The following is a 20,282-nucleotide window of genomic DNA, read 5'->3' as shown; positions in this document are numbered from 1 at the left end:
TCCGACAGCGCCACGGATTGCCTTGCTGAGTAGCCTCTTATTGACGGCATAACCAAGGTTTTCACACCCCGCCGAAAGTGCTGGCCCAGCACATACGACATTTCGTAAACAAAACGGCATCTCGTGGCGATATTCGGAAATCCCAGCCGGCCGAATCGGCAGCGGCCGGCGCGCAAGTCAAGAAATAACCTTCCAATACAAACACTTAAAAAATCAAGATTCCGTCGACCGGCTTTGGCACGGCAATTGACTCTATGACTTCGAACTCAACCGTAAGGCGAACAAATCCGGCAAAGCCCCGAGAAAGCGGCGGTACCGGCCTTGTTGACCCGGGTATTCAACATTTTGCAACCCATTCGACCCTATAACGAAATCATTTAAGAGGCGCGTCATGAAAACCATAGAAAGCACACTATCGAATCCCCAAGCATCGGCTGGCAAACCATCATTCAAACGACTTCGCTTCGGCATTTCCGCTCTGGTTTTGGCCATCGGCGGGCTGGGGATGGCCCAACCGGTCGCCGCGGCAGTGTTCAATCCATTCATCAATATTACCGGTAAGGTGGAATTCGATAGCTTAGGCACGCCGACCTTACCGACCAACGCCACCCAAAACGGCGAATTGATCCGCGTCGTCGGCGGCGCGACCACCACTACCAGCTTAATCAACGATCAGATTGTCGGCGACGACCCGCTGAGCGGGAGTTTATCCGACATCGGCGACGGTTTCGGCATCAAGCTGCACGCCGAAGGCGGTTCGAAAGACGAGCCGTCGTTTATGAGTTCGCTGTTCGGCGACTTGGCCTTGTCCATTAAAAACAGCTCGGCGGTCGACACGTTTTTGGTGAGCTTGAAATTCGATTTCAGCCATTTGGTTGCGGCTCCCGAGACCAAAACCATCAAAGGTAACGGCGATTTTGCCCAATCGATCGTACAGCTCCATAAAAAGGACAACAGTGAATTGCTGTTCAGCAAACTCATTTCGGATACGGTATTCGGCAACGAAGCCCGACCCGCGAGCGCACCGGACCAAAATACGGCCAGCGGCTACGGTGGAAAGTTGGTCGACAGCGGTTCGCGCTTGCTGACCTTCATCCTACACCCCGGCGAATTGCTGGAACTGGGCGACGACAGTCCGGAGTTAACGTTGTTCGGCGGTGCCGATCCGGGCGCTTTCTTCCTGGCGGACACGTCAGCCTTTCTCAGCGTCGCCGAGGTCACTCGACAAACCACCAACACCGTGCCGGAGCCGGAAACCTTGCTGCTGATGGCGATCGGCTTGCTGTCGTTCGCCCTGTCCAAACGCCGCGCAAGCACTTGCTAAAACAACACGCTTTAAATCGACGAATTACTCAACATCACTGAATAAAGGTACTTCCCATGTCTAAAAAATCCTTGAAAACCCTATTGGCCCTGACCATCGCAAGCTTGAGCGGCTCCGCCGCCGCCTGCGGCTCGCAACCTTATATCGGCGAAGTATGCACCTTTGCCACCACCTATTGCCCAATCGGTTATGCGGAAGCCGACGGACGCTTGTTATCGATAGCTCAAAACCAGGCGCTGTTCGCCTTGTTAGGCACTACTTACGGCGGTAACGGACAAACGACATTCTCATTGCCGGATTTACGCGGCCGCAATCCTATCGGCGTCGGCGTCGGCCCCGGCTTGGCGCCGGTCGATTTGGGCGAGATCAGCGGGCAGGAGAACGTAACATTATTCCAGCCAAATATGCCGTTTCATAGCCACGCGGCTAATACCATCGTCACCGCGAAATTGCATGCCGTCAACAGCAACGGTAACAGCACCAATCCGAGCGGCAAGTTTCCGGCCGCCTCCGCGAATCGGGATAACATTTATTCCAACTCGCCCTCGAACGCTGAGTTGGCGACGGATGCCGTTACCGTCAACGCCAGCACGACGGTGGGCGCTAGCGGCGAGAGCCATCCATTTTCAGTACGCAATCCCTACGTCGGCATGCGTTATTGTGTCGCGACTGTGGGCATCTTTCCTGGACGCGAGTAGCATCAAACCCCCAAGGGCGCGGCTCAGGCCGCGCCTTTTGTGTTTGCGGGTAAGAGACGTGGTCCTATTGGTATTAACAGGAAATTGATGGATGTAAGGTTGCGGCAGAGGAAGTATTCTAGACTTAAAGCCATCGAACAGCCGCTGAGTTAACTGGCGGTCAGGCGCGGTACCGACAGCGCCCCCTTGTCGTCGCGATCTACGGCGAAACGGCTGGACCGTTCAGTCTAGCCGGTACTTTCCAGGCGCCGGGGCTCGGCTTTCGCTTCGCCGGTTTCCAGCAAACCATAAAACGGACGAAACGCCATCATCAAGGCTCGGTAAATGGCAAAGGCGTCGGTCGGATCTTTTTGCTTGAGTTCGGCGATTTCGTTCAGGTAACGATGTAGCATTTTTACCAGATTCTCGATCGTCATCGCCAGCCAGGCGTCGTTGGTAATCCATTTGTCGATAAATTCGTCCAGGCGGGCGAAAGTCATTTTCAGCAAGGGATAGGCTGTTTGGGTTTCCTTGAATTCCCGAAGCGCCACGTACTCGATGTAAGCCCGGTCTGAGGCTAGTCGCGGTCGGTTGGTAATCGTTAAATACGTGGCTTTGTAGTCGGCATGGAGGGTGTCGAATTTCTCGCAAAATTCGGCTTCGCTGGTCATTTCTAACCACGGTTGAAGAATCGTCACCGTGATGGCGTAGCATTCGTCGATCGCGTCCGCCATCTTGTCGAATTGTTCGACAAAGTCAGGCTTTTTGAGCTCGTCTTTAATTAAGCTTGCGATCGCGGCCAACTCGCCCGCGGTGACGCAAACCGTCGCCAATTCCCGAACAATTTTAAGTTCGCCTGCCATGGTGTCGATACCTCATTGCTGTCTGGTAGAAAATGAACAATCGCCCCGATACGAGGCTTATGCGGTCAAATCGACGATTTCGGCGATGCAGGCATTGTCCTTGACCGTGTGCAGGGCGTTGTCGAACAGCATATTCGAGTTATATAAAACGCTTTTAACAATGATGTTACCCACCGTATCCTTGATCACAAAGAAGGTATCGCCCTCTGGTACCCGGCTGGCGGCGATTTGGTGGCTCATTAACGAACCGGTGCGGACTTCTTTAATGCCCTGAATCGCTTCTTCCTTATTGGGGTAATCGCCGCTCATCAGGATCAGTTCGCCCTTGCTGCTCAGGAAGTTGAATACATATTGATTGTCTTCGTTGGTTTTCAGTTCAAAGGTCGCTGGCATGATCTGCTCCGGAGTTAGTCGGTTGGATGGGGTCGTCGCCGGTCGAATACCGGTTTTCCAAGCTCCGAAAAGCTCAAAATTGCGAGACGGACAGAAAACCTGGGTACGGCGGCGGACGCTGTCTATCCAAACGCAAGCATTGTGCCAATAAAAAAGCATTTAAAATCAATAGGCAATCTGGGTGTGCTGGCGCAATTGTCGGGTTTGCGACACAACAACGGCGGCGGTTCGATTACGAAATAGGGCATGCTTTAGCGGAAACTTAACAGCTTGGTTGCCGGACAAAAAGCTACGCTTGGCGTGGGTTTTGAAAATGATGGAATTTGTCTTCTCCGGAAGAGGTTGGCTTAGATCGAACCGGCGCGAATACGGCTCGCGTTTCAGGGTTAACGGCACTTGGTGGATTTTCAAGAAATGCGGATTACCCGAAGCTACGCTAAGCTTCGCTTTCAATACCCGGTTCGGACTATTTTGTGCTTATGAAGCTCCAAGTCTTGCTACTCTTTACGGTTATAACCGCTACATCGGCCGAAGGCGCTGAATTCCTTGAGACTCATCTTGAAGAAAATGGAGCGAGATTGACACTTACCCGGTCCGACGGAAGTAACTTTCCAGCGCCGAGGATAGAAGATCAAGATGGCTTTAGTAAGCCTGCAGTGTCCGCCAACAAGCGATACGCCGGTTGGTTAGCCATGTATCGGAATCAGGGAACTTCCTATCCGCAGCCCATCCTTCTTGCCGTCTTGGGGCCGGAGAGCCGTCTGAGAAGATTCACAGGGGATTTCGGCATGATCTACGGTTGGTGCTTTACGGGCGATAGCAGGAGTGTGGTCTATCAGTACCAGTTTCCGCACGGGGTTTCGCCCATCGGCTTTGAAATGCGGCGTCTGGCGGATGGCAAGCTTCAGCGAAAGATTCAGATTGCGCCGATCGCGCCCGATGCGAACGAAGATGAGGTCATTGGCGGGAGCGCGCCAGCCTGGACACAGTGCGCTCAAGCAAGCAGCATTGAGGAATAAAGAGTAGCGGGTTTTTAAAGGCGCAATTTGCGGCGAGTCTTGCCTGAATGCGCATCCCGTCCACGGGGGATGCCGCAGCTGCACATCGCCAAAAAAAGCCCGATCCGTTTGCCGCGGACCGGGCCTGTTTGGATGTTATAAGCCTATCAGGGTTTTTGCGAGATGCGCTTGACCGCTTCGGCGACGATGTCCAGCAGTTCGTTGCCGCCGTGCTGCAAATATTCGACGATTTGCTTACGCATTCTGGGTTCCCAGAAATTGCGGATGTGGGTTTCGACGCCGCTGACCGCGACATCGTGTTCCGGCTCGGATTGGAAAAACGCGCCGATGTTATTGGCCATTTTGACGAGATTGCTGTTATCCATGAGTTATGCGGCAGATTCTTGATAATGTTGTAAACGAAAGGGGTGGGTATAAATCGTGTGGTTTTCGTTGCGGGTGAAGCCGACCAAGGTCAGGCCGCATTCGTCCGCCAGCCGTATCGCCAGCGCGGTCGGTGCCGAGATGGCCGCCAGTAGCGAGATGCCAACGCTGGCGGCCTTTTGGACCATTTCGTAGCTGGCGCGACTGGTTACCAATAGCCAGCCGGCAGAGAAGTCGCAACCGGTTCTGGCAAGCGCGCCGATCAGTTTGTCCAGGGCGTTGTGGCGGCCAACATCTTCCCTCACCATCGCGATGCCGCGTTCCGGCTCCAGCCAGGCGGCGGCATGTACCGCGCCGGTCAGCAAATTCAGCGCTTGCTGCTGCTGCATCGCTTCGAAAGCCCGGCTGAGCAGCGCGGCGTCCAATATTGAACCATCGCCGACCCGGCGGGCCGGGCGGATGGCTTGTTCCAGCGTGGTTGCGCCGCACAGGCCGCAACCGGTGCGGCCGGTCATGTTCTTGCCCTTGCCGTGCAGATTGTCGAAGCGTGCCTCAGGGATCTGCATACGGACTTCGACGCCTTTGGCGCGCTGCACTACTTTGACCGAAAGCAGTTCGGCTGGGTGGCGGATGATGTCTTCCGTCAGGCTGAAGCCGAGACCGAAGTCTTCCAGATTTAGCGGCGTGGTGAGCATGACAACGTGAGGGATCGTGTTGTAGACCAGCACTACCGGTACTTCCTCGGCCACGTAGTCTTGCTTTCGGCTATGGATGGGGCCGCGCCAGCTATCGAACGTGCCGGTTCGATAGCTGGTCCAGCCCAGTTCCTCTGGGACCGGGTCCATGTTGCCTCGGTTTTTAGCCGGCGCCGATGCGGTTGTCCAGCAGCGATTGCTGGTCGTCGGAGAAGGCGCGGTATTCACGTTGCCAATCGGACGGTTGAGCGACCTTCGCGACGTGTACCGCCGTCACTTTGTATTCGGGGCAGTTGGTCGCCCAGTCCGAGTTGTCGGTGGTGATGACGTTGGCACCGGAATGCGGGAAGTGGAAGGTGGTATAGACCACGCCCGGTTGCATTCGGTCGGTAATCAGCGCCCTCAACACGGTTTCGCCGGTGCGGCTCTTGACGCCGACCCAGTCGCCGTCGGCCACGCCCAGGACTTCGGCGTCGTGAGGATGGATTTCCAATTTGTCTTCGGCGTGCCAAGCGATGTTGTCGGTGCGGCGAGTCTGCGCGCCGACGTTGTATTGCGACAGAATACGGCCGGTGGTCAGGATTAGCGGGTATTTGCTGCTGGTGCGTTCCGCGGTCGGAATGTATTCCGTCAACAGGAAACGGCCCTTGCCGCGCACGAAATGGTCGGCATGCATGATTGGCGTGCCGTCCGGGGATTCGTCGTTGCACGGCCACTGGATGCTGCCCATCTCGTCGATTTTCTCGTAGCTGACGCCGGCGAATTGTGGGGTCAGGCTGGCGATTTCAGCCATGATTTCCGACGGGTGACTGTAATTCATCGGAAAGCCCAGCGCATTGGCCAAGTCTTGGGTAACTTGCCAATCTTCCTTGCCGCCCAGCGGTGTCATCACCCGGCGTACCGGCGAGATGCGCCGCTCGGCGTTGGTGAAGGTGCCGTTTTTCTCCAGGAACGAAGAACCGGGCAGGAATACGTGGGCGAACTTGGCGGTTTCGTTTAAGAAGATGTCTTGCACCACGATGCATTCCATTTCCCGCAAGGCATGATGGACGTGGTTGATATCGGGATCGGATTGCGCGATGTCCTCGCCTTGTACGTATAGGCCCTTGAAGCTGCCTTCGATCGCGGCGGCGAACATGTTGGGAATGCGTAGGCCTGGCTCGGAGGCCAATGTCACACCCCAAGCCGCTTCGAATTGGGTGCGAGTAGCGCTATCGGAGACGTGACGGTAACCGACAAATTCGTGCGGGAACGAACCCATGTCGCATGAACCTTGCACGTTGTTTTGACCGCGTAACGGGTTGACGCCGACACCTTCGCGGCCGATGTTGCCGGTGGCCATCGCCAGGTTGGCGATGCCGATCACGGTTGTCGAACCTTGGCTGTGTTCGGTGACGCCCAAACCGTAATAGATCGCGCCGTTACCGCCGGTGGCATACAGGCGAGCGGCGCCGCGCATCGCTTCGGCGGGGACGCCGGTCAGTTCTGCGACGGCTTCCGGCGAATTTTGCGGCAGTGCCACAAAGGTTTTCCATTTGTTGAACGACTCGACGTCGCAGCGTTCCAGCGCGAATTGTTCGTTGACCAGACCTTCGGTAACGATGACGTGGGCTAGCGCTGTGACGACGGCGACGTTAGTGCCTGGGCGCAGTTTCAGATGGTAGTCGGCTTTGACGTGCGGACTATTGCGCACCAGATCGATGCCGCGCGGGTCGACGACGATCAGTTTGGCGCCTTGACGCAGTCGGCGTTTCATCAGCGAACCGAACACCGGGTGGCCGTCGGTCGGGTTAGCGCCGATAACCAGGATGACGTCGGATTGCATGACCGAGTCGAAAGTCTGGGTGCCGGACGATTCGCCGAAGGTGGTTTTCAGGCCGTAACCGGTCGGTGAATGGCAGACCCTGGCGCAAGTATCGACGTTGTTGTTGCCGAAGCCGGCACGGATCAGTTTTTGCACCAGATAGGTTTCTTCGTTGGTGCAACGCGACGAGGTGATACCGCCGATCGAATCCTTGCCGTATTTGGCTTGCAATTGCTTGAAGCGATCGGCCGCGAATTGAATGGCTTCTTCCCAACTGACGACGCGCCAAGGATCGCTGATTTTGTCGCGTACCATCGGTGTCGTGATGCGGTCTTTATGGGTGGCGTAGCCAAAAGCAAAGCGGCCCTTGACGCAGGAATGACCATGGTTGGCCTGGCCGTTTTTGTCGGGAACCATCCTTACCAGTTGCTCGCCTTTCATTTCGGCTTTGAACGAGCAGCCGACACCGCAGTAAGCGCACGTGGTAATGGCGCTGTGCTCTGGCTGGCCGTGGTCGATCACCGCCTTTTCCATCAAGGTCGCGGTCGGGCAGGCTTGTACGCAGGCGCCGCAAGACACGCACTCGGATTCCATGAACGCTTGGTCTTGGCCCGGCGAAACGTGAGACTCGAAACCGCGGCCATCTATCGTCAATGCGAAAGTACCTTGCACTTCTTCGCAGGCGCGGACGCAACGCGAGCAGACGATGCATTTGGAGGGGTCGAAAGAGAAATAGGGGTTGCTGTTGTCTTTTTCCGCTTTCAGGTGGTTTTCACCTTCGAAACCGTAACGGACCTCGCGCAAGCCGACTTCGCCAACCGTGTCCTGCAATTCGCAATTGCCGTTGGCGGAGCAAGTCAAGCAATCCAATGGGTGGTCGGAAATATAGAGTTCGGCGATGCCCTTGCGCAGTTTGGCGAGCTTTTCGTTTTGGGTAACGACTTTCATGCCTTCGCCGACCGGTGTCGTACAGGAGGCCGGGTAGCCGCGCGCGCCTTCGATTTGTACCAAGCACATCCGGCAGGAGCCGAACGGGTCGAGGTGGTCGGTGGCGCACAGCTTGGGTATGCTGATGCCGGCTTCGGCGGCGGCGCGCATGACCGAGGTACCGGCGTTGACGGTCACCTTATGGCCGTCGATTTCCAGGTTGACGGTTTGTTGGGACGCGCTGGCCGGCGTTCCGTAATCGATTTCGTTGTTGAGTGACATAAGCTACCTCCGGGGGATCGGTTAGGCTTTGGTGGCTTGGAGGCCAAAGTCTTCAGGGAAATGATTCAGCGCGCTCAACACCGGGTAGGGTGTCATGCCGCCCATGGCGCACAAGGAACCGCACGTCATCGTGTCGCACAAATCGCGCAGCAGTTCGGTGTTCTTGGCTTTGTCGACGTTATCGAGGATACGGTCGATGACTTCGACGCCGCGAGTAGAGCCGATCCTGCATGGCGTACATTTGCCACAGGATTCTTCGACACAGAATTCCATCGCATAGCGGGCCATGTCGGCCAGACTGGTGGTGTCGTCGTGTACCACGATGCCGCCGTGGCCCAAAACCGCGCCGATCGCGGCGAAGGCTTCGTAATCGAGTGGAGTATCGAACTGGCTTTCCGGCATATAGGCACCCAACGGACCACCGACTTGCACGGCCCGGATCGGCCGGCCGCTGGCGGAGCCGCCGCCGTAGTCGTACAGCAATTCTCGCAATGTGACGCCGAATGCGGCTTCGAACAGGCCTCCGTGCTTGATGTTACCGGCCAATTGAATCGGCAAGGTACCGCGCGAACGGCCCATGCCGTAATTTTTGTAATATTCGCCGCCTTTATCCAAAATGACCGGAATCGAGGCCAGCGAAATCACGTTGTTGACGATAGTGGGTTTGCCGAATAGGCCGACGATGGCCGGTAGCGGCGGCTTGAAGCGGACCAGGCCGCGTTTGCCTTCCAGACTTTCCAGCAGCGATGTCTCTTCGCCGCATACATAAGCGCCGGCGCCGCTACGGACTTCCAGATGGAAGGTCTTGCCGCTGCCTTGAATGTTTTCGCCGAGGTAGCCGTTTTCATAGGCGGCAGCGATAGCTTGGTTCAGGGCAATTTTGGCGTGGGGGTATTCGATGCGCAGATAGATGTAGCCTTGTGTGGCGCCGACGGCCAAGCCGGCAATCGTCATACCCTCGATCAACACGAAGGGGTCGCCTTCCATGATCATTCGGTCGGAAAAGGTGCCGGAGTCGCCTTCGTCGGCGTTGCAGACGATGTATTTTTGTTCGGCAGGGGCGTTTAACACGGTATTCCACTTAATGCCGGTCGGGAATGCGGCGCCGCCCCGGCCGCGCAGGCCGGATTCGGTAACTTGTTTAACGATGTCGGCAGGTTGCAGCGCCAGCGCGTTTTTCAAGCCGCGGTAACCGTCGTGGGCCAGATAATCGTCCAAGCTGACGGGATCGGTGATACCGACGCGGGCGAAGGTCAGGCGGTTCTGGTTTTTAAAATAGGGAAGGGCTTCTATATCGCCCAGATATAAGGGGTGTTGATTGCCTTCCAAGAGGCCGGATGCTAGCAGGGAGGCGACATCTTCCGGTTGTACTGGGCCATAGGCTACACGGCCGGCGTCGGTTTCGACCTCGATTAGCGGTTCCAACCAGAACAAGCCACGTGAACCGTTGCGGATGATTTCAATGTTTTGGCCGGCGGTATGCCGTTGCAGGGTCTGAGCGACAAGTTCAGCGCCCAATGACAGCGCTGTGGAGTCGCGGGAGATAAACAGGCGGGTCATTATTCGGTACCTTTAAAAGTGGCTAGCAACTGATCGAATTTTTCCGGCGACACTCGGCCGAACACTTCGTTATCTATGGTGATAGCGGGGGAGCACGCGCAATTTCCCAGGCAGTAAACCGGTTCTAGCGAAAACATTCCGTCAGCGGATGTCTCGTGAAAATCGATGTTCAGCGTTTGTTTTGCGTGGGTTTCCAGAGTTTTACTGTTCATGGACTGGCAGGACTCGGCGCGGCAGATGCGTATCGTATGCTTGCCCGGCGGGGTAACCCGGAAGTAATGGTAAAAACTAACGACCCCGTGAACTTCCGCCTTGGAAAGGTTGAGTGCCTTGGCGATATCCGGCACTGCGTCGGGCGGAATGTAACCCAAGGTGTCTTGAATACCATGCAGTATCGGCAACAGATTCCCCGGCATCTCTCGATGAGCGTCCAGTATCTTCAACACTGTGGGTTGTTGGGTTTGATAGTCTTGCATCACTGGCCCTGTAGTTAATGACAAAATAATTAGCACGCTATTTAAACATGAACGAAGCGAAGTTTGCAATTGGTTGTCATGCCTCAAAGCCGCGAATTTCCTCAACTTGGGGTGGCAATCGTCTGTTCGACCCGGTCCGGAATTTTTAGTTCTGATCGATTCAAAATCGAATTTTAGCGCTTTACTTCCAAATGATAATTGTTATCATTACATGCAGATTGTATTTGCCGAGAGGATTCCATGTACATTTGTGTTTGTAAAGCGGTCACGGATAGGCAGGTAGAGCAAGCTTTGAACGAAGGTGTATGCAGTCGTAAGCAGATTATGCAATGCACCGGAGCGGGTGGGGTTTGCGGTAAATGCACCGCCAGTATAAAAGCCTTGATCGACGAAAATTTGCGCAATCAACCGGCGCAAGCCGCTTAGGCTATAGAGGAACGGGTCGGCTAACGCCGGAGGGTTGAAGGCACAGGGCTGGTTAGCCCTGTGCAATAGCGGACTATTTTGCTGCGGGGGCCGTTTCAGAAGGTTGGCCTTCCGCCGGTTTGTCGGCCGTTGGCGCCGGTGCTGGGTCGGTGGGCTCAGCTGCTTGAGGTGCTTCCGGTTGTTTTGCCGGTTCCGGCGGCAACATGATTTCGACCTTCGCACTTTTCCGCAGGTTTTCAATCATGGCCTGGGCTTTTTGGCGCTGCAGCATCGGCCGCAACTGTTCCTTGACGGCGTCGAACGGCGGCGGAGTAACTGCTCTGGAGTCTTCGCGGAATATCACGTGCCAACCGAATTGAGTCTGAACCGGTTGTTTAGTGTATTTGCCGTTTTCCAGCGCGACTACGGCTTCGGAGAATGGCGGCACCATGCGGTCGGCGGTAAACCAGCCTAAATCACCGCCTTCGGAACCCATTGGGTCGATAGAGTTTTTCTTGGCCAGCTCCGCAAAGTTGCCGCCTTTATCCAATTCGGCGATCAATTTTTTCGCCTCGTCTTCGGTTTTTACCAAAATGTGGCTGGCTTTGTACTCGTTGCCGGCATTGGCCATTTTGGAGTCGTATTCTGCCTTGATTTCTTCGTCCGAGACCGGATTGGATTTCAAATAGTCCTGTAACGCTGCTTGCGAAAGCAAGGAGTTACGGATCGTGGCTAGGCGCTCCATCACTTCGGGACTTTTATCGAGTTGCTTTTGCACGGCCAATTGAATCAGCAATTCGCGTTGAATCAACTCTTCCAATAGTTGCTCTTTTGGGAAGGACTGGCCTTGGCTACGCTCGGAGATTTCTTTTTCCAGGGTCTCCAAGGTTTTTTTGCCGATGTAGGTGCCGTTGACCGACGCGACGGCGTCTTCTTTACTGACGGTCGGCGCGGCCGGCGCTGCTTCCTGAGCCTTCTCTTGGGTGCAGCCGTAGAGCAGAGCGGTACCGGCCAGGATCAGCGGGATGAGTTTTAATTTCATATCAAGAATTTCCTTTGCTGTTTTCGGTAGGGGTTAAGGCATTGATGCCGAGGGCGTGAATTTCGTCTTTCATCATGTCGCCCAGCGCTTGATAAACCAACTGATGCCGCTGGACCAACGATTTGCCGTCGAACGCGGTGCTCACTAGCGTAACGTAGAAATGCCCTCCGCCCTGATTGCCGGCATGCCCGGCGTGGGCGGCGCTTTGATCGATGATTTCGATTAAGTCGGGCTGAAAGGTGGCTTCGAGTTTTTGGCGAATGTTGTCGGTGGTCATTGGGGAAATACTTGTTTAAAAGGTTTGACGGTAACGCTGGCGTATACGCCAGCGGAAAAATACGGATCGGCATCGGCCCAGGTCCGGGCGCTGTCGAGATCGGCGAATTCCGCGACAATCAGGCTACCGCTGAAGCCGGCGTCTCCCGGATTGTCGCTGTCGATGGCCGGGTGAGGGCCGGCCAAGACCAAGCGCCCTTCGTCCTGCAAGTTTTGCAGTCTCTCCAAATGGGCCGGTCTGGCGGCCAAGCGCTTAGGCAAACTGCCCGGACGGTCTTCGGCGATAATCGCGTAAAGCATTATTTTTTGGTCTCCGGCGCAGGTACGTGCTTATACAAAAAGGCCATTTGCACGACGATGAAAACCACCATTAGGCCGGGTACGCCGAAGGTTTTGAAGCTGACCCAGTCGTCGGTGCTGTAATGCGCCATCACGTAAAGATTCAAAAAGCCGACGCCGATAAAAAACAAGGACCAGCTTAGATTCAACCGTTTCCAGATACGCGTCGGTAACTCAAGGTTGGCGCCCATCATGCGTTCGATAAAGGTTTTGTTGCCGATAAATTGGCTGACCAAAAACGCACCGCCGAATAGCCACTCGATAATCGTCAATTTCCATTTGATGAATTGTTCGTCTTGCAAGTACAGGGTGGCGCCACCCATCACCAGAATCAATCCTAATGTGATCCAGTGCATCGTTTCCACCTTGCGATAGAGTAGCCAATAGGCCGCGACTTGTACGATTGTCGCAACTATCACTACCGCCGTGGCCACATAAATATCGTAAAGCTTGTAAGCCACAAAAAATAAGACGATAGGAAAGAACTCTAAAACGGGCTTCATACGTAGGTCGGTAGTGAAAAAGAAACGGTTAGGCGTATAAATCGATTCCGGTTACCAGTTCGGCGACGCGTTGGCGATTCGATTGGTTAATGGTCTGACTATAGGCATTCAAGGCTTTTCGGGCTTTAGGATCCGCGATCACGTCTTGTTCATCGATCTTACCGAGCGGATTCTTAGTCAAAACCGAGTCGATCGTTGCCGGCTCGGATGGTTTTGTCACGAATGCGAGCGGCTTGCCCGTATTGCTTTCCAACGTTGCCCGCGACCGATTTTGCTCCGCATTGCCCGGCGACGGCTTCTGGTAGCCGGTCGGATAAAATGCCAGAGATGAACTGTGTATCGTGTTCACGGAGCGATGCAGGGGCCAAATCGACGGAAGCGCATTGTAGATTCTTTAGCCCCAATTGTACATGAGGCGGCTGGTATTGCTGGTAAAATGCGGCTTTTACGGGAGGAATTCATGGCAAACGACATTCACATAGAGCTGGAAGCCGCCGCGTTCCGGCAATTGCTCGAGCATCTGCAAACCCATACCGAAGTTCAGAATATCGAACTGATGTTGCTGGCCGATTTTTGCCGTAATTGTCTCGCGAAATGGTATGCAGCCGCCGCCGCCGAACGCGGCGCGAATGTGGATTACGAACAGGCAAGGGAAATCGTGTACGGCATGCCCTATCGGGAATGGAAGGAGAAATTTCAGATCGAGGCCACGCCGGAGCAGTTGGCGGCCTACGATGCCAAGTTGAAATTAAAGGTGGCGCCATGACGGCCGATACGCCTTTCGACGCGATGTTTTCCGGCGTAATTGGCCGAGAATATCAAATGCTGAAGCTGATTTGCCCGTTCGCGGCCGAAATGAGCCGGTTGGTCGGTGCCGAAGTCGGCACATACTGTCGCACGCGGGATACGCTGGCGCAAGTTGTCGAATTGGGCGGCGGTACCGGCATTACCACGTTATCGATCTTGACGGCCGCCGACAATTTGACGGTATTTAGCGTGGACAACGAACCGACGATGCAAGCGCAAGCCCGCGAAAGCTTGAGTCACTGGGCCGACCTGGGCCGCTTGGCGTTTTGTGGCGACGACGCCTTGACCGCATTGCGCGGGTTGGCGACGGCCAGCGTCGATGTCGTGGCATCGGCATATACCTTGCATAATTTTCAATGCGATTACCGTCGCGATGTATTGGCGGAAATTTACCGGGTTCTGAAACACGATGGCCGATTCGTTTGCGGCGACCGTTACGCCTTGGACGACATTCCGGCGCATACCCGCAATACCCAGCGCGAGGTGGCCGGATATTTCGAGACCTTGACCGGCATCAGCCGCCTGGATTTGCTGGAACACTGGATCATTCACCTGTTCAGCGACGAATCCGAGGATCACATCATGCGCGAAGGCTTGGCGCTCAGGCAGATGGCCGAAATCGGGTTTCGCGAACTGACGTTGACGCATCGCCTGGACGTCAATGCGCTGGTCACCGCCGTCAAATGAATCGGCGTGACCGGCCGCGGCGGCGCGGGCGTTGAACCTCTGAATACGGAGAAAAACCGAAATGGCCGAGCCGACGACTAAAAAGCCCAAGAAAACCCTGGATGCGTTTGCCGACGATTTGGACGCGATGCTCAATATCGGCGAATCCGCTTCCGAGCAGGTCGGTTTGATCGACGACGACGAAGCGATCGATCGCTTGTTGGTCGATCACGAAGTGGTGGCCGACTCGGCTGCGGCGGAACGCGACGAATTTGCCGACATCGACGCCTTGCTGGCGGCCGAGCAAGCTCAGCCGGATCTGGATCTCGCCGCCGCAAAGTTGGGCGACGAGTTCGACGCGGCCATCGACATCAATCCCAAGCACGAACAAATGCTGGACGACGAATTCGCCGATTTGGTCGATGTCGGGGTTGAGGCCAAGTTGGAAGAATTGGAACTGGATGTCGAGCCGTTTCCGGAACCGGATGTCGCCGACCGGGCTATCGCGGCCATCGACGACGAATTCGAAGTCGGCGAAACGCCTGAATTAGTGGCAAGTGACGAACGGGACGAATTGGACGCCATGCGAGAGATCGACGAGTTTTCGGACACTGGAGCACCGGCTGGCAACGCCGAATTTTTGACGGCCGATTTCGACATTTCGGCGGACGACGAGTATGTCAAACCCATCGAAGCCGAACCGGAATCTGCGCCTATTGTTATCGACGAGTTTGGTGACGACGATGTCGCCGATCTGGCGGCAGGGTTCGCGTTGGGCTCGGCGAGTGCCGAGGACGCCCCGCTCGCCGAACCGTCGGGCGATGACGACGAATTCGAGTCGCAGACCGCCGCCCAAGCACCGCCGGCCGATTCGATACCCGTGCCTCCCTCGCCTGAGCCGGTCCCGGTGGTTGCCCCGGCGCCGGTAATCCAAATGGTGGATCACAGTGCCGAAATCGCGGCGCTGACCCACCAAATCGATGAATTAAAACGCCACCAGCGCCAGATCAAGGCGGATATTCTGGAAAAGGCTGAAAAAGCCCAATTGGCGACGTGCCTGGAAACTGTCGACGGTTTGCAGACCGAGCAGAAGAAAACCAAGCGCGGCTTGGACTCGGTCGCGCACAAAAAACCGGTCGCGGCCTACGTCGCCAACGGCGTGGCGGCATTGGCGCTACTACTGGGTACCGGTTTGGGCATACAGGGCATGATCGCCAAGTCGCAAGTCGGCGAGTTGGTGACGATCATCGGCAAATTGCAGGAGCAAGTCGTTAATGCCCCGGCCGCCAATGCCGCCGACCAGGAAATGCTGCGCAAGCAGTTGGACGAATTATCGGTCGGAAATGGCGTGTTGGCAGCCCAGATCGCGGAACTGAAAAAAGCCCAGGGCGGTGGTGGAGGGCAGGCGGTCGGTGGCGATGTCGGCAAGCAGCTGGCCGAACTGGGCAATCGCGACATGCAAATCGGCGCCGCGATCGAAGCCTTGCAGTCTAAAGTCGGCGCGTTGGAAAAAGCTCGCCCGCTCGCCGCCGCGACGCCGACGGTCAAGCCCGAGAAGAAAAAGCCGGAACCTGTTCCGGAAAATTGGGCGGTCAATTTGACCGCATTCAAGCAGGATTGGTATGCCAAGCGTAAAGCCGAGGAATTCGCCGGCAAGGGCGTTCCGGCCAAGGTCGCGAAAAGCGAGGCCAAGGGCGAAACCTGGTACCGGCTGAGCGTTGACGGCTTCCCCAGCCAATACGAGGCGGCCGCCTATGCCGCCAAGGTCAAGAAAACCTTGAATCTGGACGCGGTTAGCGTGTTCAAGGTCAAGGATTGAGCGGCATGCCGGCTGAAAAACCCAACCAAAAACTGGTTGTCGCGGTATCGTCTCGCGCCTTGTTCGATCTCGACGAGTCGCATCGGATTTTCGAAACCCAAGGCAAGGAAGCTTTTTGCCGCTATCAGATCGAACACGAGAACGAAATTCTCGAGCCGGGTTTCGGATTCGCGTTGGTTAAAAAGTTTCTCGATCTGAACCTGGCTTTCCCGGACGAACCGCTGGTGGAAATTATCTTGCTGTCGCAAAACAGCGCCGATACCGGGTTGCGGATATTTAACAGCATCGCCCATCATCAACTCAACATCACCCGGGCCGCCTTCACCAGCGGCGTCTCCCCATACGCCTATATTCCGGCGTTCGGCGCTCATTTGTTTTTATCCGCGAATGGCGACGACGTGCGCAAGGCGCTGGATGCCGGTTGTCCGGCGGCGACCATCGTATCCGGGGCGGCCAGCAATCCGACCTCGCAATTGCGGATCGCGTTCGACGGCGACGCGGTCTTGTTTTCCGACGATTCGGAGCGCATCTACCAGCAACACGGCTTGGCGGCATTCGCGGCCAACGAACGTAACGAAGCCCATACGCCGCTACCGGGCGGGCCGCTCAAAGCGTTTTTAAGCGCCCTGCACCGGATACAGACCCATTTCGGTCCGGAAACCGCGCCGATCCGCACCGCGCTGGTGACCGCGCGGGCCGCGCCCGCCCACGAACGGGTGGTGCGGACCTTGCGCGCCTGGGAAATTCGGATAGACGAGGCCTTGTTCCTCGGCGGAATGCCCAAGGGGGCGTTTTTGAAAGCCTTCGGCGCCGATATTTTCTTCGACGACCAAAAAGGCCATTGCGACTCGGCGGTGCTGCATCAGGTGGCCGCCGCTCACGTCCCCAACGGGATTACGAACCGACCCGAATCTTGAAACGGTTAAACCACGGATTGTGCTCCACGCAGGCTAGCAGTGTCACGGATTTGAAATGAGCCAGCGCGATGTCTGTTTGGGTGCCGTATTTGCCGGGCGGCAGGATGATTTCCGCAGACGCGCCTTCGGCGTCGATCAATAAAGCGCATTGCTGTCTGCCCAGTGGGTTGTCGATCGCGTAAGGTTCGATTTTTCCGGGTATCGGCTCAAGCAGTAACAAGCTGGCATCCTCGAAAAGCGTTTGTTGGCGGATGATCACCAATTTGGCGGCGAGTTGCTCGCGATACAGTAAGGCGATATCGCCGTTGCCGAAGCTGCCGGTCGTGCTTTCCGCCACCAGGAATTGCTTGCTGGTCGAACGCAGCAGGCGAACTTCGAAGCTGTCCAGATGGCCGGCGCCGTTCGACTTCGGCGATTGGTTGAAAAAGCTTTTCTCGTGTTCCAGCGGCATCAGCGTCATATTGTGCAATGTGGCACGGCTGCCATGATTTTGCTCGCTTAAGCGCATGATTTTGGAGAGCCGGTCTTCGCCCTGCAGATAGCCGCTCACCGCGGCGAAACCGGTCAATAGCCGGGCGGGCTGAGCGGGGCCGATGGTGAGCGACGAAAAGATCTGGTCGTAGCCCAATAAATGCTGAGCCAAGCGATTGCGGGTGGCGACCGCCATGTCGACGCTGATTTCGCCTTGTTGCAAGGCTCGCCCCAAGCGCTGGGTGGAGATCGCCAGCGAGTCCTTGGGCAACGCCCATTTCGGATGCCTGCGCGGTTTGGGTTCGCTGTCGGTCAATTCCCAATAAAAGTCGAAATCGCCGACATCGTGGCGGTTGAATTGCAGTAAATGCTGAGTCTGTCCGGCAAATTGGAACAGCTGATCAATTTCGGTTTCGGAGTAACGGTTGGGAGCGCAAAGTGTGAATAGCAGATTGCGTTTGAATACGGCGTCCAGTGTGCCGGCGTTTTTAAAATCAGCGACTTTGACGGAAATTGCTTGATTCAGCCAGCGTTGTTTTTCGGCGAGCACATACAATTGCGCGGATTTTTTCCACAAACTTGCCGACGGTGCTTCGTAAAAGCGGGCGCCGGTTCGCAGGCAAAACCCGGCCAATTGCAGCGCATAAAACATCGCCACCCGGCCGTGTTCCGCATCGTTGCTCAAACCGGAGGCGAGCCGGGCAAAAGCCAGGCTGGCGTGGCGCAACAGTTGTATCGCCAGTTTGGCGGCCTTGCAGGATTTGGCGTTCGCCGGCCATTCGGCGCGGGCAAAAACCGCCAAGCCTTGCGCCAGATGCAGTGTGGGCGGGACCATACCGATCATGGTTGCCAGCGGGTTGTCGCCGCTTAGCGGCGAAGTACTCAAGGTCTTCCAGGCTTGGTTGAGGCGATTCGCCGCGTTAGCGGGCGGCAGCGAACTGAGCGATTGCAACCAGGCGGTTGCCGATTCGGATTCGAGCGGAAACGGCAGCGAAGTTTGGGTGGGCATGAATCGGCCGACGGAGCTATGACGAAATATTTCCAAGTTTAGCTTAGCTTGACGGTTCGCGGCGCGGCAATTTTGCGAGGCGAGGTTCGCCGCATACAATGGCCTCCATTTGCGTCGAAACCCATTCCATGTCCCAACTTCCCCGATGGACCGCCTACTTGATCGCGCCGACGGCCGGCGCGGCGCTGACCTTGGCGTTTTCTCCCTACGATCTGCCCTGGCTGGCCTTGCCGGCGCTGGCTTTACTGTACTGGACTTGGCTGGACCGATCCGCGAAGCGTGCCGCCGTACTGGGTTACGGATTCGGTCTAGGTCTGTTTGGTAGCGGTCTGTGGTGGGTTTACATCAGTATCCACGATTTCGGTGACGCCGAACCCGCCGCCGCTACGGCGTTGACCGGCTTGTTAATCGGGGCGTGGGCGGTTTTTCCGGCCTTGGCGGGCTACCTGGCGGTCAAGTTCAACGCCGGTGCCAAGGCATGGAGCCGAGCGACGCTATTCGCGGCGGTGTGGGTCGTGGTCGAATATTTACGCGGCGACTGCTTGCTAAACGGCTTTCCTTGGTTGTTGATAGGCTATGCGCAGTCGGATACGCCGTTGGCCGGCTACGCGCCGATCGTCGGCGTCTACGGCGTGGGTTTTTTGCTCGCGCTGTCGGCGTTCGCCTGGGTGGAGATCGTTGCCGGGACGATCCCTTGGCGGCGAGGTTTGCCGGTGGTATTGCTGATGTGGTCGGGTGGAGCGGTTTTGCGCGGCGTGGCCTGGACCGAGCCGGCCGGCGCGCCGTTTAAGGTGACTTTGGTGCAAGGCAATGTCGGCCAGGATCGAAAATGGGACATCGATCAACGTGCCGGCACTTTGAGCCTCTACCGGGATTTAACCGAAGCGCATTGGGATTCGGACGTCGTGATTTGGCCGGAAACAGCGGTGCCGGCCTTTTTAAACGAAGTACAAGCGGAATTTATCGAGCCCTTGCGCGCCGATGCGCTGCGCCACGGCACCGAACTGGTGTTGGGACTGCCCAGCGGTGGACAGGGAAAACACTATTACAATAGCGTGCTGGCCTTGGGCGAGAACCAGCAGCTCTATCATAAACATCATTTACTGCCGTTCGGCGAGTATTTGCCGCTACAACCCCTGTCCGGCTGGATCTTGGACCTAATGGCGATACCGCTCGGCGACTTTGCCGCCGGCGCCGACCGCCAGCCCTTGCTGTCGGCCGGCGGCTATCGATTTGTGACCACCATTTGCTACGAAGACGCCTTTGGGGAATTGGTAGCTCGCCAAATCGCCGATGCCGCCTACATCGTCAATCTGACCAACGACGCTTGGTTCGGCGACTCCGCTCAACCGTATCAGCACATGCAAATGGCGCGGATGCGAGCCCTGGAAACCGGCCGCTATTTGGTCCGAGCCACCAACACCGGCGTGACCGGCTTCGTCGGCCCCGACGGCCGCATACTCTCCGTCGCGCCGAGCTTTACCGCTACCACAGTGACCGCCGACATCGTGCCGATGCGCGGCGTCACGCCCTACGCGCGCTTCGGGGACGTATGGGTGTTGGCGGTGTTAGTGGCTGGGGTGGGGGCGCTAAAGATAGGGTGGCTTGTCATAAAACCGTAACCAGTTTGTCACGGTACTTTCTC

At 56.5% G+C, this 20,282-nt stretch carries 23 protein-coding genes; 9 read left to right on the top strand and 14 right to left on the bottom strand.

The window, feature by feature from the left end:
• Window positions 1-391: 391 nt before the first annotated feature.
• Together ACQE3D_RS19385 and ACQE3D_RS19380 are read left to right on the top strand one after the other, a co-directional pair.
• Window positions 392-1,324 (top strand): PEP-CTERM sorting domain-containing protein, encoded by a 933-nt coding sequence (locus tag ACQE3D_RS19385; RefSeq protein WP_313730832.1) that lies wholly within the window; start codon window positions 392-394, stop codon window positions 1,322-1,324.
• 56 nt (window positions 1,325-1,380) lie between these two features.
• Window positions 1,381-2,022, top strand: coding sequence for a phage tail protein (locus tag ACQE3D_RS19380; RefSeq protein WP_313730833.1), 642 nt, complete (start codon window positions 1,381-1,383; stop codon window positions 2,020-2,022).
• 227 nt (window positions 2,023-2,249) lie between these two features.
• Here the strand turns inward: ACQE3D_RS19380 and ACQE3D_RS19375 are convergent, their stop codons facing one another.
• The 3 genes from ACQE3D_RS19375 to ACQE3D_RS19365 all read right to left on the bottom strand — a co-directional run bounded on the left by ACQE3D_RS19375 (window position 2,250) and on the right by ACQE3D_RS19365 (window position 3,710).
• Window positions 2,250-2,864 carry a hypothetical protein gene (locus tag ACQE3D_RS19375; RefSeq protein ID WP_064029269.1) on the bottom strand — a complete coding sequence of 205 codons (615 nt, stop codon included), beginning with the start codon at window positions 2,862-2,864 and terminating at the stop codon, window positions 2,250-2,252.
• Window positions 2,865-2,921: 57 nt separating this feature from the next.
• Window positions 2,922-3,257, bottom strand: coding sequence for a DUF1508 domain-containing protein (locus ACQE3D_RS19370; protein ID WP_064029561.1), 336 nt, complete (start codon window positions 3,255-3,257; stop codon window positions 2,922-2,924).
• A gap of 165 nt (window positions 3,258-3,422) precedes the next feature.
• Entirely contained in the window at window positions 3,423-3,710 is a 288-nt protein-coding gene (locus tag ACQE3D_RS19365) for a hypothetical protein (protein ID WP_313730834.1), read from the bottom strand.
• Between the two features lie 26 nt (window positions 3,711-3,736).
• Here ACQE3D_RS19365 and ACQE3D_RS19360 point away from each other — a divergent pair, with 26 nt between their 5' ends.
• Window positions 3,737-4,276, top strand: coding sequence for a hypothetical protein (locus tag ACQE3D_RS19360; RefSeq protein WP_313730835.1), 540 nt, complete (start codon window positions 3,737-3,739; stop codon window positions 4,274-4,276).
• A 146-nt stretch (window positions 4,277-4,422) separates the two neighbouring features.
• Here ACQE3D_RS19360 and ACQE3D_RS19355 read toward each other — a convergent pair whose 3' ends face one another.
• The 5 genes from ACQE3D_RS19355 to ACQE3D_RS19335 are packed head-to-tail and all read right to left on the bottom strand — an operon-like array spanning window position 4,423 to window position 10,383.
• Window positions 4,423-4,641, bottom strand: a complete 219-nt coding sequence (locus ACQE3D_RS19355) for a formate dehydrogenase subunit delta (RefSeq protein WP_064029275.1) — start codon at window positions 4,639-4,641, stop codon at window positions 4,423-4,425.
• A 3-nt stretch (window positions 4,642-4,644) separates the two neighbouring features.
• On the bottom strand, window positions 4,645-5,484 hold the full coding sequence (gene fdhD, locus ACQE3D_RS19350; protein WP_071160430.1) for a formate dehydrogenase accessory sulfurtransferase FdhD: 840 nt from the start codon (window positions 5,482-5,484) through the stop codon (window positions 4,645-4,647).
• Window positions 5,485-5,497: 13 nt separating this feature from the next.
• Window positions 5,498-8,347, bottom strand: a complete 2,850-nt coding sequence (gene fdhF, locus ACQE3D_RS19345; protein ID WP_313730838.1) for a formate dehydrogenase subunit alpha — start codon at window positions 8,345-8,347, stop codon at window positions 5,498-5,500.
• 21 nt (window positions 8,348-8,368) lie between these two features.
• On the bottom strand, window positions 8,369-9,907 hold the full coding sequence (locus ACQE3D_RS19340; RefSeq protein WP_313730840.1) for a formate dehydrogenase beta subunit: 1,539 nt from the start codon (window positions 9,905-9,907) through the stop codon (window positions 8,369-8,371).
• Window positions 9,907-10,383 (bottom strand): formate dehydrogenase subunit gamma, encoded by a 477-nt coding sequence (locus tag ACQE3D_RS19335; protein ID WP_071160425.1) that lies wholly within the window; start codon window positions 10,381-10,383, stop codon window positions 9,907-9,909. The genes ACQE3D_RS19340 and ACQE3D_RS19335 overlap by 1 nt, the downstream gene beginning before the upstream one ends.
• Before the next feature lie 240 nt (window positions 10,384-10,623).
• Here ACQE3D_RS19335 and ACQE3D_RS19330 point away from each other — a divergent pair, with 240 nt between their 5' ends.
• A complete protein-coding gene (locus ACQE3D_RS19330) occupies window positions 10,624-10,809 on the top strand; it encodes a (2Fe-2S)-binding protein (RefSeq protein WP_064029286.1) in 186 nt (61 codons plus the stop codon).
• A gap of 73 nt (window positions 10,810-10,882) precedes the next feature.
• Here ACQE3D_RS19330 and ACQE3D_RS19325 read toward each other — a convergent pair whose 3' ends face one another.
• Genes ACQE3D_RS19325 through ACQE3D_RS19305 form a run of 5 tightly spaced genes read right to left on the bottom strand, consistent with a single transcriptional unit; the run spans window position 10,883 to window position 13,168 of the window.
• Entirely contained in the window at window positions 10,883-11,830 is a 948-nt protein-coding gene (locus ACQE3D_RS19325; RefSeq protein ID WP_313730841.1) for a peptidylprolyl isomerase, read from the bottom strand.
• Window position 11,831: 1 nt separating this feature from the next.
• The gene (locus ACQE3D_RS19320; protein ID WP_064029290.1) at window positions 11,832-12,107 is read right to left on the bottom strand and encodes a BolA family protein; all 276 of its coding nucleotides are present in this window, start codon (window positions 12,105-12,107) and stop codon (window positions 11,832-11,834) included.
• Complete coding sequence (locus ACQE3D_RS19315) at window positions 12,104-12,406, bottom strand: YciI family protein (protein WP_313730842.1); 303 nt, start codon at window positions 12,404-12,406, stop codon at window positions 12,104-12,106. Before ACQE3D_RS19315 ends, ACQE3D_RS19320 begins: the two co-directional genes overlap by 4 nt.
• Window positions 12,406-12,948: a septation protein A gene (locus ACQE3D_RS19310; protein WP_064029296.1), complete on the bottom strand. Its 543-nt coding sequence runs from the start codon at window positions 12,946-12,948 to the stop codon at window positions 12,406-12,408. The genes ACQE3D_RS19315 and ACQE3D_RS19310 overlap by 1 nt, the downstream gene beginning before the upstream one ends.
• Window positions 12,949-12,976: 28 nt before the next feature.
• A complete protein-coding gene (locus ACQE3D_RS19305; protein WP_281021201.1) occupies window positions 12,977-13,168 on the bottom strand; it encodes a hypothetical protein in 192 nt (63 codons plus the stop codon).
• A gap of 240 nt (window positions 13,169-13,408) precedes the next feature.
• On the opposite strand from ACQE3D_RS19305, the gene ACQE3D_RS19300 reads away from it, so the two are divergent.
• The 4 genes from ACQE3D_RS19300 to ACQE3D_RS19285 all read left to right on the top strand — a co-directional run bounded on the left by ACQE3D_RS19300 (window position 13,409) and on the right by ACQE3D_RS19285 (window position 17,157).
• Window positions 13,409-13,714, top strand: coding sequence for a DUF1244 domain-containing protein (locus tag ACQE3D_RS19300; RefSeq protein ID WP_064029563.1), 306 nt, complete (start codon window positions 13,409-13,411; stop codon window positions 13,712-13,714).
• The gene (locus ACQE3D_RS19295; protein WP_313730843.1) at window positions 13,711-14,442 is read left to right on the top strand and encodes a class I SAM-dependent methyltransferase; all 732 of its coding nucleotides are present in this window, start codon (window positions 13,711-13,713) and stop codon (window positions 14,440-14,442) included. Before ACQE3D_RS19300 ends, ACQE3D_RS19295 begins: the two co-directional genes overlap by 4 nt.
• A 61-nt stretch (window positions 14,443-14,503) precedes the next feature.
• Entirely contained in the window at window positions 14,504-16,240 is a 1,737-nt protein-coding gene (locus ACQE3D_RS19290; protein ID WP_313730844.1) for an SPOR domain-containing protein, read from the top strand.
• A gap of 5 nt (window positions 16,241-16,245) precedes the next feature.
• Entirely contained in the window at window positions 16,246-17,157 is a 912-nt protein-coding gene (locus tag ACQE3D_RS19285) for a 5'-nucleotidase (protein ID WP_064029304.1), read from the top strand.
• On the opposite strand, the gene ACQE3D_RS19280 is transcribed toward ACQE3D_RS19285, so the two are convergent.
• Entirely contained in the window at window positions 17,135-18,637 is a 1,503-nt protein-coding gene (locus ACQE3D_RS19280; protein ID WP_313730845.1) for a hypothetical protein, read from the bottom strand. The genes ACQE3D_RS19285 and ACQE3D_RS19280 overlap by 23 nt on opposite strands.
• A gap of 128 nt (window positions 18,638-18,765) precedes the next feature.
• Between ACQE3D_RS19280 and lnt the strand changes: the two genes are divergently transcribed.
• The gene (lnt, locus tag ACQE3D_RS19275; RefSeq protein ID WP_313730847.1) at window positions 18,766-20,259 is read left to right on the top strand and encodes an apolipoprotein N-acyltransferase; all 1,494 of its coding nucleotides are present in this window, start codon (window positions 18,766-18,768) and stop codon (window positions 20,257-20,259) included.
• The last annotated feature ends 23 nt before the right edge of the window (window positions 20,260-20,282 follow it).

It is taken from the genome of Methylomonas sp. MS20 (genome assembly GCF_050275925.1).
Taxonomy (GTDB): Bacteria; Pseudomonadota; Gammaproteobacteria; order Methylococcales; family Methylomonadaceae; genus Methylomonas; species Methylomonas koyamae_A.
Note: the sequence above shows the minus strand (reverse complement) of the source record. Positions and strands in the feature narration are given on the sequence as shown.

Excerpts from the sequence above, each read along its gene's own strand:
- ACQE3D_RS19385 (WP_313730832.1), top strand. The coding sequence starts at position 392 with ATGAAAACCATAGAAAGCACACTATCGAATCCCCAAGCATCGGCTGGC.
- ACQE3D_RS19380 (WP_313730833.1), top strand. The coding sequence starts at position 1,381 with ATGTCTAAAAAATCCTTGAAAACCCTATTGGCCCTGACCATCGCAAGC.
- ACQE3D_RS19375 (WP_064029269.1), bottom strand. The coding sequence starts at position 2,864 with ATGGCAGGCGAACTTAAAATTGTTCGGGAATTGGCGACGGTTTGCGTC.
- ACQE3D_RS19370 (WP_064029561.1), bottom strand. The coding sequence starts at position 3,257 with ATGCCAGCGACCTTTGAACTGAAAACCAACGAAGACAATCAATATGTA.
- ACQE3D_RS19360 (WP_313730835.1), top strand. The coding sequence starts at position 3,737 with ATGAAGCTCCAAGTCTTGCTACTCTTTACGGTTATAACCGCTACATCG.
- ACQE3D_RS19355 (WP_064029275.1), bottom strand. The coding sequence starts at position 4,641 with ATGGATAACAGCAATCTCGTCAAAATGGCCAATAACATCGGCGCGTTT.
- fdhD (WP_071160430.1), bottom strand. The coding sequence starts at position 5,484 with ATGGACCCGGTCCCAGAGGAACTGGGCTGGACCAGCTATCGAACCGGC.
- fdhF (WP_313730838.1), bottom strand. The coding sequence starts at position 8,347 with ATGTCACTCAACAACGAAATCGATTACGGAACGCCGGCCAGCGCGTCC.
- ACQE3D_RS19340 (WP_313730840.1), bottom strand. The coding sequence starts at position 9,907 with ATGACCCGCCTGTTTATCTCCCGCGACTCCACAGCGCTGTCATTGGGC.
- ACQE3D_RS19335 (WP_071160425.1), bottom strand. The coding sequence starts at position 10,383 with ATGCAAGACTATCAAACCCAACAACCCACAGTGTTGAAGATACTGGAC.
- ACQE3D_RS19330 (WP_064029286.1), top strand. The coding sequence starts at position 10,624 with ATGTACATTTGTGTTTGTAAAGCGGTCACGGATAGGCAGGTAGAGCAA.
- ACQE3D_RS19325 (WP_313730841.1), bottom strand. The coding sequence starts at position 11,830 with ATGAAATTAAAACTCATCCCGCTGATCCTGGCCGGTACCGCTCTGCTC.
- ACQE3D_RS19320 (WP_064029290.1), bottom strand. The coding sequence starts at position 12,107 with ATGACCACCGACAACATTCGCCAAAAACTCGAAGCCACCTTTCAGCCC.
- ACQE3D_RS19315 (WP_313730842.1), bottom strand. The coding sequence starts at position 12,406 with ATGCTTTACGCGATTATCGCCGAAGACCGTCCGGGCAGTTTGCCTAAG.
- ACQE3D_RS19310 (WP_064029296.1), bottom strand. The coding sequence starts at position 12,948 with ATGAAGCCCGTTTTAGAGTTCTTTCCTATCGTCTTATTTTTTGTGGCT.
- ACQE3D_RS19300 (WP_064029563.1), top strand. The coding sequence starts at position 13,409 with ATGGCAAACGACATTCACATAGAGCTGGAAGCCGCCGCGTTCCGGCAA.
- ACQE3D_RS19295 (WP_313730843.1), top strand. The coding sequence starts at position 13,711 with ATGACGGCCGATACGCCTTTCGACGCGATGTTTTCCGGCGTAATTGGC.
- ACQE3D_RS19290 (WP_313730844.1), top strand. The coding sequence starts at position 14,504 with ATGGCCGAGCCGACGACTAAAAAGCCCAAGAAAACCCTGGATGCGTTT.
- ACQE3D_RS19285 (WP_064029304.1), top strand. The coding sequence starts at position 16,246 with ATGCCGGCTGAAAAACCCAACCAAAAACTGGTTGTCGCGGTATCGTCT.
- ACQE3D_RS19280 (WP_313730845.1), bottom strand. The coding sequence starts at position 18,637 with ATGCCCACCCAAACTTCGCTGCCGTTTCCGCTCGAATCCGAATCGGCA.
- lnt (WP_313730847.1), top strand. The coding sequence starts at position 18,766 with ATGTCCCAACTTCCCCGATGGACCGCCTACTTGATCGCGCCGACGGCC.